18 protein-coding genes are annotated in these 17709 nt (G+C 39.0%); 10 read left to right on the top strand and 8 right to left on the bottom strand.

All coding sequences use genetic code 11. The annotated features are described in order from the left end of the window. The first annotated feature begins 21 nt into the window (after window positions 1–21). A complete protein-coding gene (locus tag CO050_05890; GenBank protein PJC30614.1) occupies window positions 22–792 on the top strand; it encodes a YebC/PmpR family DNA-binding transcriptional regulator in 771 nt (256 codons plus the stop codon). Next, window positions 764–1558, top strand: coding sequence for a hypothetical protein (locus CO050_05885; GenBank protein PJC30613.1), 795 nt, complete (start codon window positions 764–766; stop codon window positions 1556–1558). Before CO050_05890 ends, CO050_05885 begins: the two co-directional genes overlap by 29 nt. A gap of 578 nt (window positions 1559–2136) precedes the next feature. Here CO050_05885 and CO050_05880 read toward each other — a convergent pair. Then, entirely contained in the window at window positions 2137–3057 is a 921-nt protein-coding gene (locus tag CO050_05880; protein ID PJC30612.1) for a hypothetical protein, read from the bottom strand. Window positions 3058–3113: 56 nt separating this feature from the next. Here CO050_05880 and CO050_05875 point away from each other — a divergent pair, with 56 nt between their 5' ends. Next, window positions 3114–4067 carry a hypothetical protein gene (locus CO050_05875; GenBank protein ID PJC30611.1) on the top strand — a complete coding sequence of 318 codons (954 nt, stop codon included), beginning with the start codon at window positions 3114–3116 and terminating at the stop codon, window positions 4065–4067. A 91-nt stretch (window positions 4068–4158) separates the two neighbouring features. After that, a complete protein-coding gene (locus CO050_05870) occupies window positions 4159–4872 on the top strand; it encodes a hypothetical protein (GenBank protein PJC30610.1) in 714 nt (237 codons plus the stop codon). A 33-nt stretch (window positions 4873–4905) separates the two neighbouring features. Here CO050_05870 and CO050_05865 read toward each other — a convergent pair whose 3' ends face one another. The 5 genes from CO050_05865 to CO050_05845 are packed head-to-tail and all read right to left on the bottom strand — an operon-like array spanning window position 4906 to window position 11302. Continuing rightward, window positions 4906–5700 carry a hypothetical protein gene (locus CO050_05865; protein ID PJC30609.1) on the bottom strand — a complete coding sequence of 265 codons (795 nt, stop codon included), beginning with the start codon at window positions 5698–5700 and terminating at the stop codon, window positions 4906–4908. 6 nt (window positions 5701–5706) lie between these two features. Next, entirely contained in the window at window positions 5707–8346 is a 2640-nt protein-coding gene (locus CO050_05860) for a DNA gyrase subunit A (protein ID PJC30608.1), read from the bottom strand. Window positions 8347–8353: 7 nt separating this feature from the next. Beyond that, window positions 8354–8860, bottom strand: coding sequence for an inorganic diphosphatase (locus CO050_05855; protein ID PJC30607.1), 507 nt, complete (start codon window positions 8858–8860; stop codon window positions 8354–8356). Between the two features lie 27 nt (window positions 8861–8887). Then, window positions 8888–10831: a DNA topoisomerase IV subunit B gene (locus tag CO050_05850; GenBank protein PJC30606.1), complete on the bottom strand. Its 1944-nt coding sequence runs from the start codon at window positions 10829–10831 to the stop codon at window positions 8888–8890. A gap of 48 nt (window positions 10832–10879) precedes the next feature. Further along, complete coding sequence (locus CO050_05845; GenBank protein ID PJC30605.1) at window positions 10880–11302, bottom strand: hypothetical protein; 423 nt, start codon at window positions 11300–11302, stop codon at window positions 10880–10882. Between the two features lie 206 nt (window positions 11303–11508). On the opposite strand from CO050_05845, the gene CO050_05840 reads away from it, so the two are divergent. The 3 genes from CO050_05840 to CO050_05830 are packed head-to-tail and all read left to right on the top strand — an operon-like array spanning window position 11509 to window position 12326. After that, window positions 11509–11739 (top strand): hypothetical protein, encoded by a 231-nt coding sequence (locus CO050_05840; GenBank protein PJC30604.1) that lies wholly within the window; start codon window positions 11509–11511, stop codon window positions 11737–11739. Beyond that, window positions 11717–11965, top strand: coding sequence for a hypothetical protein (locus CO050_05835; GenBank protein ID PJC30603.1), 249 nt, complete (start codon window positions 11717–11719; stop codon window positions 11963–11965). The genes CO050_05840 and CO050_05835 overlap by 23 nt, the downstream gene beginning before the upstream one ends. Window positions 11966–12023: 58 nt before the next feature. After that, entirely contained in the window at window positions 12024–12326 is a 303-nt protein-coding gene (locus tag CO050_05830) for a hypothetical protein (GenBank protein ID PJC30602.1), read from the top strand. 92 nt (window positions 12327–12418) lie between these two features. On the opposite strand, the gene msrB is transcribed toward CO050_05830, so the two are convergent. Continuing rightward, entirely contained in the window at window positions 12419–12775 is a 357-nt protein-coding gene (gene msrB / locus CO050_05825) for a peptide-methionine (R)-S-oxide reductase (GenBank protein PJC30601.1), read from the bottom strand. A gap of 193 nt (window positions 12776–12968) precedes the next feature. Then, window positions 12969–13604, bottom strand: coding sequence for a hypothetical protein (locus tag CO050_05820; GenBank protein ID PJC30600.1), 636 nt, complete (start codon window positions 13602–13604; stop codon window positions 12969–12971). A 21-nt stretch (window positions 13605–13625) separates the two neighbouring features. Between CO050_05820 and CO050_05815 the strand changes: the two genes are divergently transcribed. The 3 genes from CO050_05815 (at window position 13626) to CO050_05805 (ending at window position 17668) form a co-directional block, all read left to right on the top strand. Continuing rightward, entirely contained in the window at window positions 13626–15341 is a 1716-nt protein-coding gene (locus CO050_05815) for a type II secretion system protein E (GenBank protein PJC30599.1), read from the top strand. A 66-nt stretch (window positions 15342–15407) separates the two neighbouring features. After that, on the top strand, window positions 15408–16463 hold the full coding sequence (locus CO050_05810) for a type IV pili twitching motility protein PilT (GenBank protein ID PJC30635.1): 1056 nt from the start codon (window positions 15408–15410) through the stop codon (window positions 16461–16463). Beyond that, the gene (locus CO050_05805; GenBank protein PJC30598.1) at window positions 16463–17668 is read left to right on the top strand and encodes a hypothetical protein; all 1206 of its coding nucleotides are present in this window, start codon (window positions 16463–16465) and stop codon (window positions 17666–17668) included. The genes CO050_05810 and CO050_05805 overlap by 1 nt, the downstream gene beginning before the upstream one ends. Window positions 17669–17709 lie beyond the last annotated feature (41 nt).

Here is a 17709-nt window from a genome sequence, read left to right as displayed (position 1 = left end):
AGTTAGCATAATTACGATGCCATGTCCAGTATTTGTTATAATAAGCCTATGTCTGGGCATTCGCACTGGAGCACAATTAAGCATCAAAAAGGAGCTGCCGATTCTAAACGTAGCAAGCTATATTCAAAACTTTCATTTGCTATTTCCATGGCAGTTAGGGAGGGATCTGGCAACACAGATCCAAATTCTAATCCACGTCTACGACTTGCAGTTGAAAGAGCACAAGCTGCTAATCTCACCAAAGACAAGATTAAAAAAGCTATTATGCGTGGTACGGGAATTGGTAAAGAGGGAAATATATCTAAAGCTAAGTTTGGTGGAACAGTGCTAAATAATGTGGCGTTAATAATCGAGGCGGAGACGGATAATAAGAATCGTACAACAGCCAGTATTCGTCACGTATTGGGGAAGAGTGGAGGAAGAATGGTAAGTCCAGAATCAGTGGAGCCATATTTTAAAGTTATTGGAAAAATCTTAATTACAAGTGCTGGTAGGGGAGAAGAGGAGCTGATAGAATTAGCTATAACAGTTGGTGCTGATGACGTAAAATTAGAAGGTGAGACTGCGGATGTTATATCCAATGCTAAAGAACTAGGGAATGTTCGAAAGAAACTTGAAGAGCGAGGAGTTGAGGTACAATATGTTAAGCAAGAATATATAACCAAAATTCCCATGCCCCTTACTGATGAGGGTGAGATTAATAAATTAGATAGATTAATAAAAGAACTTGAAGAAAATGAAGATGTTGCGACTATTTACACGAATGCAGATTACACTGCGGAAGCTAAATAAACGTCAGCGTTTTACAGCTTTAACAATAATTGTAACACTGGGTCTAATAGCTACTCAGTTGGTTACTAACGTTGATTATTATTTTCCCATTGCGATAGCTTTGTCACTATTTTCTGGAGCTGCAGCCTACATTGTATTTAGTACAGATTTTGTGGGCATGAGGCGTATTACAGCAGTTATACTTCTTGCATTTTTCACAGCAGCAGTCTCATTTTTCTATTTTTTGCTACCAGTGCGTTGGTTAACGCGTTTACCCATGGCAATGCTTTATGGGGTGGGGTATTACGCAATTCTTTTAACTGAAAATATCTTTAATATTGGTACAGACAAGACAATTCAACTTTTAAGAGTAGCCCGTTCGATTGCCTTGCTCATCACTCTACTTGCTCTTTTCCTATTATTTGAAACAGTTTTATCGCTACATCTTAATCCCTTTTATAATGCAGGAATTGTATTGTGTATTAGCTTCCCATTAACCCTTCATAGCTTATGGTATATGAAACTGACAAATGAGTATAGTAGGCGACTGCTTTTTCTCTCGCTCCTATTAGCTTTGTCATTAGCGGAGGTAAGCCTTGCCTTAAGCTTTTGGCCAATAAAATCTACAATGCAGGCATTGCTACTGACTACTCTGTTTTATTTTGGAGTTGGGGTTACCCAACAGGAGCTAATTGAGCGACTATTTCCTCGCACTCTCCGTGAATTTTCACTTGTAGCCTTACTAGTTTTTTTACTAGCCTTGTTTACAACTTCCTGGACAAACTAAAAGGGGAGAGGGGAGGCGAAGGCCTATAGTAATCCCATAGTATTTTGTGTATAACTTTAGCACTGATAAGATATAGTATGCTAATAAAAGAATATGTGTGAGCTCAAAAAATACAGATTAGCGCCAATTAAAGGTCCAAACTAAAACTAACTCTAGCAACAAACAAAAGCGAAAATACCTATCAAGACCTCTTGATAAGATTGGGTAGTAACGAACAGTAGTGGTACTTAACGCGTGTTGTCTCTATGCTTAAGCTAGTAGAGCTTATGATACGCCACTCTATTATTAGCCATATGTATGAAGTTTTAATCAGCTTTATAGTATGTCGCACAATATACCTTTTACGACGTCTTGCTCGCTCTTAAGTGAACAAGACGCTTTTAAGCGCATCAAATCTAAAATTTCAAAAAATCCCAACACTTTTCTATTTTCCAATATCACTTACTCTCCTACCCGTCTTATTCTAAATTAATTTTCCAACTATACTGTTTGAGCTCAAATTGACACAGATTTTGAGGGTAAGAGGCTCCCAGAGGCCCTGTAAGGCGTCTTTGATAATAGGGTCTTAAGTTTGATAGCTATTCGAATCTAATGCCTGCAGATTGTAGGAGATCACTCGCTTTTTCATAGGATCCCACATGGTCTGTCTTTGGTTCTGAAATAATCCAGAGCTTTTCATGGTTTTTAAAAAGCTCCAAGAGTTTTAACATTTCATTTTTATTTGGCAATGCAACATCTGTAGAAAATTCTGGATTAGATAAGTCACCATGATAATCTGTTCCGTTATATGGTGGAATTAAATATCCCAAATGTAACAGTTTTGTCTGACTAAGTAATTGCTGGGTTTTAGTGTATAGGTAGTCAAATGTTTCGGCATGGTCATGATCAGGATAATTACAGGCGGTGTGTTCAAAGTCATTGGCTATATTAATGCCTTGATCTGCCAGGGTGTCTATTATCGAAATTGGTAGCTTACCGATGCTTATACGCTTTAAGCGACCAATCTGTGACATCCATTGGGCTGCGTCAAACATCGGGGTAGTCTCAAGTATGAGCTGAATTCCTTTGCTATTAGCATATCTATGGAGCTTTAAGGCGCGCGTAGTAAATAGCCCAATTGCCTCATCTTCGGTTGCTATTTGCGCAAGTGGAGTGAGTCTGCCAACTTTATGATCAACCTTGTTTTGCCAGGTTGTACCGGTATGATAAACGACGTATCCACCCTTATTTTCAGCTGCTGTATCTATAGTATCTACTACTGTTTGAACCGACTCCTTGCCAAATTTTCCAGGTGCAGCTGTATTAGCTAAGACTCCATCAAACGCCGCCCAGTGGTGAAAATTAGCTTGAATATTATGCTTTTTGGCGTAATTTAGTACTGGCTTAAATAATTTGGCTTGCTCCAGGATAAATCTAACCTCCATGCTATTTGGATTAGTTTTTTCCAATCTCGCAATATCATCCTCATTTGCTCCAACCTTAATTCCCAACTTAATCATAGTTACTATTGTACAATAGGTTGACAGTGTCGCACAATGTGTGTTACACTGTGGATATGATACTCCTCCCCGATCTTGTTGAACAATATCTAGCTCATTTAAAGGTTGAAAGAAATGTTTCGGATTTAACTATCCGCAACTACCGTCATTATCTTACTCGTTTTTTAAGCTACTTAAAAAGCCACTCCTCTCCCCTTTCGGCCCAGGAGCTAACTGTAGATATAGTTCGTAAATACAGATTACACTTAACCACATTTAAAAACAACAAAGGCGAACCTATTTCCTCAAAAACTCAAGGTTACCACGTCATAGGTCTTAGATCTTTCTTAAGGTATTTAATCAAGAATGATATACCTACATTAGAGCCAGATAAAATAGACATTCCCAAGCCGGAAGCTAGACAAGTGGAGGTATTAGATCTAGATCAGCTTGAGCGCTTACTTGCTCAACCTAATCCTGGTAAGCTCAATGAATTACGTGATAAAGCTATCCTTGAGATGTTGTTTTCAACAGGACTGCGGGTGGCCGAATTATCGCGCTTAGATCGGGACCAGGTCAATCTTGAACGGAAAGAGTTTGGTGTTATTGGTAAAGGCCGAAGACCCCGCATCGTATTTCTCTCTGATCGATCTGTGCATTGGCTTGAGCGTTATATATCTGAGCGTACAGACGATTATCAGCCATTATTTATTCGCCACCTTGGCAAACAACCCACAACCAAAAAACTAATCACCCACTCTACTAAAGGTAATAAATACAGGCTAACTCCTCGTAGTATTCAAAGGGCTGTTACAAAGTATGCAAAACGAGCCAAGCTACCTATAAAACCAACACCCCATACGCTCAGACACACCTTCGCTACCGATCTTTTAACATCAGGAGCAGATATCCGCTCAGTCCAAGAAATGCTAGGACACAAGAATATTGCGACAACCCAGATATATACTCACGTAACAAACCCTCAACTTAAAAAAATCCACGAACAATTTCACCGAGGCAACAAAAGGTGAGTATTAAAGGCTGGACTTTTAATAGGACTGATTTCAAGCCCCATACTCATTCTTCACATAAATCTTTTAAAGGCTGGACCTTTCTTAATATATAGTGATATTATTATTTGTGGTGGTTCGTAAATTACAATTTTATAACGACAATTTCTACCACATCTTTAATCGTGGTGTACGCAAGTCAGATATCTATATTAACAATAGAGACTATCAAAGATGGGAGCAATTATTATATTGGTGTAATAATTACGATTATTCATATGGTCACTACCTATTCAGGCTAAATCAAACTATCAAGAATGGAAGTTCAATTGAGCAGCTAAATGAAATTCTCTCAAAGAGTAAGCTAATTCATCCATTAGTTCAAATACACGCTTATGTTGAAATGCCCAATCACTTTCATCTATTACTAAGACAAGTTCAAGATAGAGGAATACCCAAGTTCATGCAAAAAATAGCTACAGCATATTCAATGTACTTTAACCTTCAGAAGAATTTTACCGGATCAGTTTATGAAGGAAATTATAAAGCGGTTACAATAAGCTCAGAGCCACAACTGTTACAAGTATTTCGCTATATTCACTTAAATCCATCTGAAGCAGGTTTAATTAGTAAAAATAAATTGCCGGATTATCAGTGGTCTTCCTTGCCTATTTACATTTCTAACAAGAATGACAAAATAGTTACAACAGATTTTTTTTCAGGGAAATTCAAAGATAGTAAGTCTATCTACAATTTTATAATCTCTTCAAACGATGACAGCGAAGCAGAGAATATATCAAGTCTTATGTTGGACATAGGGCGTTAATTCAACCCTATAAAAGGTCCAGCCTTTAATTGATTAATTCTTAGCTGCTTCGTAGACGTTTTCCATTAGGAAGTGGACGGTGAGGGGGCCGATGCCTCCAGGAGTGGGGGTGTAAAAACTAGCTATATCTTTAATTTCTTCCTCGTTGTAGTCCCCTACCAATCCATTTTTAGTTTTAGTTATCCCTATACTTATTAATTTAACACCCGGTTTTAAAACTTTTGCTTTAATAATTTCTGGCTTACCAACTGCTGAAATTATTATGTCCGCCTTTTTTAGTATTTCATCGGGATTGTGGGTTTTTGAATGAATAACTACATGAGGAATATTTAGCTTATCTAATGTACGAATAACTGTATCTCCACCTGTAATCCCTCTACCCAAGACAACAATATTCTTACTATGTAAGTTTTTTTCTGTAGCCTTTATTATCTCAAGTACTCCTAAAGCAACAGGTGGAGTGAAGGGAGATTCGTGATTAAACCCATCTACGTCTTTGTTGGCCGGAACAGCTGTAATAATCCTTTTGGTGTCTAGGATTGTAGGCAAGGGTAGTTGGACAATAATTCCATGAATATTTTTATCTTTTCCTAATTCTTGGACTTTGGAAATTAGCTCTAATGTAGATATGTGCTTCTTTATCTGGACGTGGTGTACTTTAATACCAAGTTTTTCAGCACCTCTTTTCTTAGCTCCTACATAGCTATCTGATTCAGGATTATCACCTATTTGTACAATTGCTAGTCTGGGTTTTAGGCTAAGTTTATCTATTTTAGCTCTAAGTTGAAGGTCTAATTTGGCTGTAAGTGATGTGCCGCTAATTAGCATGATCAATTACTTTGTTAGAAGCGCTGCGGACACAGCTTTATCTGTTTTTTTAGTAAACCGCATCATAATAACTCCTTGGGTATTTCTTCCAAGTTGAGGAACATTTTTAATAGGTAGTTTTATAACCTGTCCATCATATGAGGTTATAACGACGGCATCTGTTTCATTGTCTACCATGCGAGATGCAACCACTAGCCCGGTTTTATCATTGGTTTTCATAAGCTTAATTCCAATACCTCCTCTTTTTTGGATATTAAACTTCTCAATAGGTGTTCTTTTTCCGATCCCCTTCTCTGAGATAGTTAACATATCTCGAAATGCAGCTTTGCGTTTATCATCTGGTTTTATTATCTCTTTACTAAAAACCTCCATACCTACTACTTCGTCTTTGTTCTTTAGCGTAATACCTCTTACTCCTTGAGCTGCTCTTGAGTAAGGTTTGATATCTTTCTCAGTAAACCTAATAGACATACCAGATTTAGTTGCTAAGAGAATATCATCGTTACCCTTAGTCATGGCTGCCCAGCGTAGCTGATCGCCTTCTATAAGGTTCATTGCAATAATTCCGCTTGTGCGAATATTCTTAAAATCTACTAATTTTGTCTTTTTGACAGTGCCTTTTTTAGTCACCAACAATATATACTTATCTATTTTTTGCTCATCCTTCAATGGTGCATAAGTTAGAATTGTAGCCACTTCTTCATCACGCTGTGCTTCAATAATATTTACAACTGCCTTACCTTTGGACTTTCTAGAGCTATCTGGTAATTCCCATACTCGATCCTGAAACACTCGTCCTTTGTTTGTAAAGAATAAGATATTGTCATGGGTTTTGGCGAACATGATTTTTTCAATACTATCTTCTTCTTTTGTAGTCATACCAGAGACACCCTTACCTCCCCTTCTTTGCGCCTTGTAAGTACTTACAGGAACTCTTTTTATATATCCATCGCGGGTTATAGTTACGATTATTTCTTCATTAGGGATTAAGTCCTCGTCGGAAAATGTTCCAGCTTGAGCAGCAATAATCTTAGTTCTTCTCTTATCACCATACTTCTCTTTTAATTCCAGTAGCTCAGTCTTAATATCATCTAGTATTTGACCTGGGTGCAATAGTAGTTTCTCGAGTCCATTAATAATTTTTTCAAGCTCCTTGTATTCATCGTCAATTTTTTTCCTCTCCAATGCGGAAAGCTTCTTTAGCTGCATATCTAAAATTGCTTGAGCCTGCAGTTCAGATAATTTAAATTTCTCCATGAGCCGGATTCTAGCCTCATCAACATTTGGTGCTTTTCTAATTAAGGCAATAATCTCATCGATATTATCTACAGCAATCTTCAATCCTTCTAAGATATGAGCTCGACGTTTTGCTTCTCGTAGCTGGTATATAGATCTGCGCTTAATTACCTTATGGCGATGTTTAACAAACTCTTCGGTAATCCGCATTAAAGTTAGTGTCTGGGGCTGCTTTCCTACTAAGCCCACCATGTTGATTGGATATACAGTTTGTAGCTCAGTAAGTTTAAACAACTGGTTTAAGGTCTTTTTAGGTACTGAGTCGCGTTTAAGTTCAATATATACCTGTACGCCTCTTTGATCAGATTCATCTCGTAGGTCAACGATCCCTTCAAGTTTTTTATCACGAACTAAGTTTGCAATCTTCGCAATAAGATTTGCTTTGTTTACCTGATATGGTAGTTCTGTCACAATAATGGCTGATTTACCATTGCCAATATCTTTAATTTCTGCTTTTGCACGCACCGTAATTTTCCCTTTCCCAGTTGCATAAGCATGATGCAGCTCTTCTTTACCATATATAATACCGGCGGTTGGAAAGTCTGGACCCTTAATATGTTTTAACAGATCATCGACTGTCAGATCATTAGTCATCACCACGTCCTGTTTTAGGATTTCCAGAAACTTAGTTTCAACAAATGGTTCATTAACTGACGCTAGAGCTACTTCTTTTTTATTTTCTTCGGTTAATACTTCATATTTAGCGTTAGTATTATCTAGATAATGCACAAAAGAATCTACAACTTCTGATAGATTATGTGGTGGAATTTTCGTTGCCATTCCCACCGCAATACCTTCTGCTCCCGCCAGAAGCATATTAGGAAGGCGGGCCGGAAGGTAATTGGGTTCTTGAAGTGATCCATCAAAGTTGTCTTCGAAATCTACCGTGTCTTTATCTATATCCAGCAACAACTCATCAGCAATCTTAGTAAGTTTAGCTTCTGTGTAACGCATTGCAGCGGGTGGATCTCCATCCATAGAGCCAAAGTTACCTTGTCCATCAACTAATGGATAACGCATTGCAAATGTTTGCGCCATGCGGACAAGAGACCCATAAATTGGACCATCTCCATGTGGATGGTACTTTCCCATGGTTTCTCCAACGATCTTGGCTGACTTAGTGTACTTAGCGCTGTGGTGCTGTCCCATCTTGTGCATAGAGAAAAGAATCCGCCTATGCACAGGCTTTAACCCATCCCTAACATCAGGAAGAGCTCGAGCCACAATAACAGACATTGCATAATCTAAATACGACTTCTGCACCTCACTCGTGAGATTTACTTCACGAATTTTACCGAATTTAGTGTCTCTCAAGCCAGTGGCTTGTTCTTTATTTTCTTCTGTTTCCATAAAACTATTACTTCAATGACTTCTGGATTTGCTCCATTGCAGACGCCTTATCCTTCCAGTCTTTCAGTTTAACCCATTTATTTGGCTCTAATTCTTTATAGTGCTCAAAAAAGTGGCGTATCTGATTCTTCACTGGATCAGTAACATCGCTTATATCTTGCACATGTGCCATGAATGGATCAACTTTTTCTACAGGTACTGCTAATATTTTAGTATCTATTCCCTCTTCGTCTTCCATCTCTAGCATCCCAACTGGTCGGGACGGTATTACTACTCCTGGGGCAACCTTTTTACTAGACAATACTAACACATCTAATGCATCTCCATCTTCCCCTTTTGTATTTGGTATGAATCCGTAATTAAACGGATACACAAAAGCTGTAAATGCAAAACGATCCACAAAAAGTGCTCCTGAATCTTCGTCGATTTCATACTTAATATCCCCTTCAGCAGGAATCTCAATATATACGTTTATTAATTTTGGCGGGTTTTTACCCGCTGGTATATTTTTCATATTGTGAAATCACTTCCTTTCATATAGTTATAAATCTAATGTTGCACTCTCCGCGTGAGACTGAATAAAACGCTTACGCGGTGCAACGTTACTTCCCATTAACATTGTAAAAACCTGGTCAGCTTTAACTCCGTCCTCAATAGAAACTCGCTTTAGTATCCTAGTTTTAGGATCCATCGTTGTCTCCCACAGCTGTTCTGGGTTCATTTCTCCCAAGCCCTTGTAGCGCTGTAGATCTATTTTATCTTCTCCCTTATCTTTTGTCAGCTCTTTTAGTTCTTCATCTGTATATACATACTGGGTGTTTTTACCAGTTCCCAATCTATACAATGGTGGCTGAGCAATGTATAGGTACCTCTCTTCAATTATATGCGGTAGATGTCTAAAGAAAAAGGTCAAAAGAAGTGTAGCAATATGCTCTCCATCAACATCCGCATCAGTCATAATAATAATACGGTGATATCTAAGTTTAGAGCCATCAAACGTGTCTCCAATTCCTGTGCCCATGGCAATTATTAAATCTTTAAGCTCACTAAACTTAATAATCCGGTCTAGTCTAGTTTCTTCAGTATTAAGTAATTTCCCACGAAGTGGCAATATTGCCTGAAACTTCCTATCTCTCCCCTGCTTTGCTGAGCCTCCTGCTGAATCTCCCTCCACGATAAAAATTTCAGATAATGCTGGATCTTTTGATTGACAATCTGCAAGTTTCCCCGGTAGAGTGGATCCTTCAAGGGCGCCTTTTCTAATAATGGCTTCTTTTGCTGCTTTTGCTGCCTCACGTGCTCGTTTGGCGATGATGATCTTATCCATGATGCGTCTGGCATCTTGAGGATTTTCTTCAAAGAAAATATCAAGCTTTTCCTTCATGATCGTCTGTACAATTGGAGCAACCTCAGTATTACCTAACTTACCCTTAGTTTGTCCTTCAAACTGCAGATCTTTTGAAGACATCTTTACCACAACAATTGCGGCCAACCCTTCTCTAGTATCAATACCAGTTACTCCCTCAGGATCACCACCATTGGCACGTAGATAATCATTAATAGACCTAGTCAAAGCGCTCTTAAAGCCAGTAACGTGCGTGCCACCTTCTGCGGTGTTTATTACATTGACATAGCTCTCAATATTTTCATTGACTGAATTATTATACTGAATGGCAATCTCTACAAAAATATCATCTTGCTCGCCAGTCATAAGAATAGGATCATGAACTGTTTCTTTATTCCTATTTAGATCCTTTACTAAGGACACAATTCCTCCATCAAAGTAATAATGCATCTCTCGACCTGTTGACTCATCGTACATATGGAAATACAGCTTGGAGATTAAAAAGGCGCGTTCTTTAATGTCACTGAGGAATAAATCCCAGTCTAGCTCAATTGTTACTTTAAAAATCTGCTTGTCAGGCATAAAGCTAGAATAAGTCCCCGTTTCCACCTGGGCTATTTCTTTATCAAACCGAGGATGACCAGTTGCAACCTCGTACTTAGGTACGACCTTAACATCAGTTTGTGGAACTCCCCGTTTGTATTTTTGCACATAGAACTTATCATCTCGGCGCACGCATACTTCCATCCAATCGGATAAAGCATTTACCACTGAGGATCCTACCCCATGAAGCCCTCCGGAAATCTTATATGAATCCCCCTCAAACTTACCTCCAGCATGGAGTTTCGTCATCACAATCTCCAAAGCTGGTCTGTTATATTTTGGAATATTGTCAACTGGAATACCTCTGCCATCGTCAACCACTGTTACCGAGTTATCTTTGCGTTTAATTATCCAGACATTTTTAGCATGTCCAGCTAGTGCTTCGTCAATTGAGTTGTCTACAATCTCCTTGGCAATGTGCTGGATCCCATCGGGACCAGTCGAGCCAATATACATGGCAGGACGTTTTCTTACTGGTTCGAGGCCCTCCAGGACGATGATCTGTTCCCCCATGTAGTCATTCGAAGCTTTAGGCATGAGGGCATTATAGCAGTAAGATTTTCACCTAGCAAGGAAAATCAGTAACTAAGCTGTCTTTTCTACAACTGGGATAACTTCTTTAACAGGAGCAACTTTTTTTGGCCTTTCTTTGGTGGTAATAATAGAATTTGCTAAGTCAATGATCTGATCTAGCTTGCTGTTTAGGATATCTATTTTTTCTACTAATCGTGAGATGTTTGGGTCACTAGGACTAGAGTGGGGTGGCCGTGGTCTATCATTTCTCCTATCACCACCGCGTGAATCTCTTCGATCTGGACGGTCATTGTTTCCTCCACCTTTTTTATCAAAGCAATCACTACAAAATATTGGTTTACCAGAAGTTGGTCTAAAAGGTACTTTACAGTTCTTACCACAATCATCACACACAGCGTCGTGTAGCTCAGTTCTTCTTGGACCTCGATCATCCCTATTATCCCTTGATTTATTTTCGTATCTAAAATTACCCATGCTTATAACCAACAAACAGTATATCTAGACTACCTACAAATAGCAACTACCAATTAGGTAACCATTCAGGATTTAACAAACTGAGCGAAACAAGGCAAGGCCTTTCATGAAATGAATGGCCTTGCCTTAAGCGAGCGATTATATCCGATTCTAAAGCCAAGCTATCCATTTCATGTAAAGCTCGGTTTTGAATCCTTTGTAAACTCGTGAATGGTTACCCAATTAGTGTTATATATCACAATATGAGCAAACAATGGATAAGCTACGCATTAGTTGGATTTATAGCAGTGATGATTATCATAATAACATCTCTTGCTTGGGGTGGAAAGAAAAAAGCCCAATTATCACCACTGGAAGACGAGCTATTTCATGGAACAAGTTCATCAGAGAAAGTGCTTTTACCACAAAAAATAGATGAAAAGCTTTTTACGCAGTAAAAATCAACCAAAATATAATGTTCATAAAAAGGGATTTACTCTTATTGAACTATTGGTTGTAATTTCCATCATTGGTCTTCTAGCAGCGACTGGTCTAACTTCTTTCACGTCTGCAATGGTAAGGGCGAGAGATGCTCGTCGCAGAACAGATATTAAACAGATAAGCACAGCTCTTCAGCTTTATTACGACAGTTACGGTACATACCCCCCCCATAAGAGCATCTAGCTCATGTGGTGGATATCGTAATGTCTGGGCAACTAGTTACTGCTCAGAGGCAAACTGGTTGACAACAGACAATAATTTTCTGGAATTTATTAGTGAAGTACCAAAAGATCCATCCAACAAGCTTGGGAATGATGATACACCTTGGTGGTTTGCGCTAACATATACATATGGAGTATCTGCAGATGGTCAACAATATGATTTGTTAACAAATTTAGAAAATACTTCTGATCCAGAGCGGTGTGAATTAAAACTCTGGAATTCTAAAGCAGTCTGGCCTACTGATACTGGTTGCTACAGCACAGCTTCTCCAGGAAGTGTGCCTGATAGAGCAAAACAAATTTGGGCTTTAAATAATCAATAATTACACACCCATCGGATGTGCCACGTTCACACCTCTGGAAAAAAGACTAGAACTAGCTTTTAATATCGAGAACCCGCTTCTCGATATTGATACTACTTTCTCGGAATGAATTTCATTGAAATTGAGTTGACACAATGTCTACTGTTTTTATCTGTTAAGTGCTCACCTATAAATAGATGTCCAAGGTGACCACCACAATTGGCACACGTTATTTCAGTCCGTCGTCCATCTGCATCCAAATTCTTGCTAACCGCACTTTTTAGCTCATTATCAAAACTTGGCCACCCGCAATCAGATTCAAACTTATCTTTAGAATCATATAGTGGTGTTTCACACTGTCTGCAAACATAAACACCCGTGGTCTTATTATTAACATACTCGCCAATAAACGGAGCCTCTGTCCTTTTATCTATTATTACTCTCCCTTCCTCTGGTGTTAGTTTATTCATTTACTACTAATTATACTATTCAATACTATTCAATTTCACACTCAAGCAAAAAAAATATTTCTGGGAGATTTATCTATCATGAGTCAGAAATTCTTTTTATCATAAATAAATAATCTTCTTGGTTTAGGCTGTTAATAAGGCATTTGTAACCCCCGAGGTTGTAAAGTGTCAAACGTCCAGCGTTTGACACTAACTATAGAAATAGGTTTTCTAAGATTTGGCGGGGGTTGACGTTTACTGAAAGCATGCGAAGGCTTAAGTTTACCTGTTTTGCCAGATTAGCATGTTTTTCTAGTTCCACACCTCTACCAGTTAGAAAACTATCTTGTAGATAAAATAGTAGTTCATGTAGATACTCCTCTGCTGTTTCCTTATTCTTTCCAAAGCTTTCTGCATTTTCAAAGATGGCCTTTATTTCCATATTTTCCAGCAATTTCTCTATCTCATCCTTACACTTTAATACATGCTTAGTGATGGGTGTATTTATTACTAAGCATCTGGAGACAATAGTCGGCAATAGTGCTAGCTTATTTCTTGCTCCTAAGAGGATATATGCTGTTTTTGGTGGCTCTTCCAATAGTTTTAGAAATGCGTTCTGAGCGGGTATTGTTAATTTTTCTGCTTCATACACAACTGCTACCCGATGAGTGCTACTGAGAGGTTTTTTATATAAATAGCTTGTTAAGGAACGGATTTGGCTTATCTTTACACTATCATTATTAGCTATCCTATAGACGTCGCTTACCCGAATCCCCTTCTCTGCTACCCATGCGTCAAGTTTATAATTTCTAGCTCCAACATCCGAACCTATAAATAGTATACTTTGCATGATTAATGGTACAATAATATCATGTATGCCCAAATGGATACTGGCACCGCGTTACTGGAAAATTTAACAGCTGCGCACAAGATACCTCCAGATCTATCTGAGAAGATAAAGCTGGAATATTTAAACACAGGCATTCCCATTCAACAGCTCTTGCTGGATAAAAAAATAGTTAATGAGGATACTATTACTCAAGCCAGGGCCGAACTATCCAGTATACCATTTATTAAGTTAGACCGTGCCTCCATCTCGCCTGAAGTTATCCAATATGTTCCTGAAGTGGTCGCCAGACGTTATAACGTTTTTCCACTAAGACTAGATAAAGACAGAAACTTACTATCTGTATCTATGCAGGACCCATTCAATATTCAGGTTATAGATTTTATAGAGAAAAAAACAGGAATGTCTATCGCCCCTTTTTTCTCTACTAGCACAGATATTAAAACAGCAATAGACCAATACTACACCCAAGGCATCTCCTCTGAAATTATAGCCGCGGTTAAGGAATCTGCTTTACCCGAAGAAGAAGGTAAAACCACAAAAGACACAGCTCAGGAAATGATCAGGCAGGCTCCTATTTCAAAAATTGTTACTACTTTACTTGAGTATGCAGTGCAAGCTCGGGCTTCAGATGTCCATGTGGAACCACTAGAAGACCGTACACGCATTCGCTATCGTATTGACGGAATTTTGCACGAGAGACTTATTCTTCCAAAAAGTGTTCACTCAGCTCTAGTGTCCCGTATAAAAATCCTGTCTGCTATGAAGATAGATGAACGGCGTATTCCTCAGGATGGACGTTTTAACTTTAAAACTGGTGATAAAGAGGTCGACCTTCGTGTCTCCACACTTCCCACAGTTAATGGCGAGAAAGTCGTTATGCGTTTGCTTAAAAAAAGCGGTGGAGTACCTGCATTAACTGAACTTGGACTGCGTGGTAGTGCTCTTAAGAATTTGGAGGCAAATATCTTACGCCCATACGGAATTATCCTAGTTACAGGTCCCACCGGTTCTGGTAAAACAACCACGTTGTATTCAGTGTTGAGCAAACTTAATACATCCAAGGTTAATATTATGACACTAGAAGACCCAGTTGAATACCAGATATCTGGTATTAATCAGGTTCAGATTAACCCTCAAGCGGGTTTGACCTTTGCCTCTGGTTTGCGCTCTTTTTTAAGGCAAGATCCAAATATTATCCTTGTTGGAGAGATTCGTGATAGCGAAACTGTTCAACTTGCAGTGCAAGCGGCCCTCACTGGTCATTTGGTCTTTTCCACAATTCATACCAATACAGCTGCTGGGGCGATTCCCCGAGCTTTAGATATGGGAGCAGAGAGTTTTTTACTATCCTCATCAGTAAACTGTATTGTGGGGCAACGAATTGTGCGTCGACTCTGTTCAACCTGTGCAGAAGGATACAACCCCCCTGAGGAGGTCTTACGGGATATTAAAGAAGCTCTGGGTTCTTTACTTCCAGATAGCAATAGTGTTAAATTAAAACGAGGGAAGGGCTGTAAACAGTGTGATCAAAGCGGCTATCTAGGTAGAGTTGGAATTTATGAGGTCTTGCCAGTATCTGACAAAATAGCCAATATGGTTGTTGAGCATCAGACTTCCCAAAAAATTGAAGCTCAAGCAGTTGAAGAAGGAATGATAACCATGAAACAAGACGGTTATCTTAAAGCTGTTGAAGGCATAACCAGTATCGAAGAAGTACTGCGAGTTGCCCAAGACTAAGCGAGTCAAGGCTAAGCCCTTCATGTAATGAAAGGCTTAGCCTTTAAACGAGAATACAAAATAAATATGACTATCAAAGAACTACTCACCATTACTGAAAAACGCGGAGCATCAGATCTACATTTGATAGTGAGTTACCCACCTATGGTTCGTGTTAACGGCGAACTTATAGCTATTCCTAATTACAATAATCTGATTAAAGAAGACATAGATCAACTCATTGCTTCAGTTACAACCCAAATCCAGTTAAAGTTTTTTTATGCCAATAAAGAACTAGATTTATCCATTGCATCAGATAGTGCTTTTTACCGCGTAAATTTGTATTACCAACGCTCCACCCCATCGGCTGCATTCAGGCTTATTCCCCAACAGATTCGCACAATTGATGAGCTAGGTTTACCCAAATTGCTCCACGAGTTTACGAAACTGCGCCAAGGCCTTGTCCTTATGACTGGGCCAACTGGACACGGCAAAACAACAACTCAAGCAGCCCTGATAAACTCCATCAATATGGAAAAATCTCAGCATATTATCACCATTGAAGACCCTATTGAGTACGTTTTTCCCAAAGGTAAATCTATCGTCTCTCAACGAGAGCTTCATACAGACACCAGCTCATGGCGCTTTGCTCTTAGGGCAGCCCTTCGTGAAGATCCTGATGTAGTACTTGTAGGAGAAATGAGAGATCTTGAAACCATACAAGCCACGATTACTCTTGCCGAAACTGGACATCTTGTTTTTGCTACCTTACATACCAATACTGCCGCACAATCAATTGAGCGCGTGGTTGACGTGTTTCCTCCGAGCCAGCAGAACCAGGCTCGAGCTCAATTAGCAGATATCTTAGAAGGAATTGTCTCTCAGCGTCTTGTACTTGCTACTCAAGGTGGCCGTGTCCCAGCTACGGAAATACTACTTGCAACTACAGCTGTGCGAACCGCTATTCGAGATGGTAAAACGCATCAGATAGATAACATAATTCAGACATCAGCTGAAGTTGGTATGCATCTGTTGGAAATCTCGCTGGCAAACCTTGTGAACAACGGAACCATTTCTCTCGAAGTGGCCAAAGACTGGGCGTACAGACCGGATGAGCTCATGCGTCAGTTAAAACGTAAATAATGCCACAATATAAGTACAAGGCTATAGACAAAGATTCCAACAAGGTCACGGGTTTAGTAGAGGCCACATCAGCTCAAACTGCTTCACAAACCTTACGTTCAAAAAAATACTTTGTACTTTCTATAGATGAAAAAATCAGACGTGAAATACCCATAGCTAGATTAATTGGTCGTGTTTCAAGTTCGGACGTTACCGATTTTACCCGCCAATTAGCTACAATGATCGACGCAGGTTTACCACTAACAAAATCGCTAGAAATTTTGGCTACTCAAAGTAAAAGTGAGCAGATGAATCACTTGTTAAACAATATTCTTTCTGATGTACAAGGCGGTACTCCCCTCGCAGATGCACTTGAAAAAAACGCCAGTCACTTCACGCGAACATATATAGCCCTAATCCAGTCTGGCGAGGCATCTGGTACTCTAGACAATGTGTTAAATCGACTAGCAGATAATCTTGAAAAAAATCGAGAATTTCAAAACAAGGTTAAGGGGGCGATGATTTATCCTACTATCGTGATCATTGGTATGGCAATAGTTGGTTTTATTATGATGTCTTTTGTTGTTCCAAAGCTCACCAACTTATATACAGAATTTGAAGTAGACTTGCCAATAGCAACTAAAATTTTGATTAAGGTGTCAGACGTTTTTGCAAATTATTGGTACTTAATCCTTTTGGGCGTTAGTGGATTATATTTTGGTTTCACGCAATGGAAAAAGACCACATCTGGGCGAAAAATATGGGACACTCTGAAAATAAGAATTCCACTTATTGGACCTCTCCAACAAGAAATTATCTTAATTGAAACCGCCAGAACCCTTGGCATACTGGCTGGCGCAGGACTAGCAATCAATAAAGCACTAGAGATAGTAGCCGAGGCAGTAGATAACGTTATTTACAAAAAAGGTCTTGACCAAGCTCGTTCAGCAGTAGAAAAGGGATATCCACTGGGAATCACAATTGCAAGTAACAGAAACTTTCCTCCGATATTTGCGGAAATGATTACAATTGGTGAGGAAACAGGCAAACTCGATGAAACCTTGCAAAGACTAGCTAATTTTTTTGAAACCAAGTCTAATGAGTCTGTTCGCGCATTGACAACTGCCATAGAACCCCTTATCATGATTGTATTAGGCGTAGGCGTAGGATTTCTTGTGTTGGCAATCATTATGCCTATCTATAATCTTACCGATGCTATCAAATAAACAAGGCAAGACCTTTCATGAAATGGAAGGTCTTGCCTTAA

The sequence above is a fragment of the Candidatus Roizmanbacteria bacterium CG_4_9_14_0_2_um_filter_38_17 genome, assembly GCA_002788855.1.
Classification (GTDB): domain Bacteria; phylum Patescibacteriota; class Microgenomatia.
Note: the sequence above shows the minus strand (reverse complement) of the source record. Positions and strands in the feature narration are given on the sequence as shown.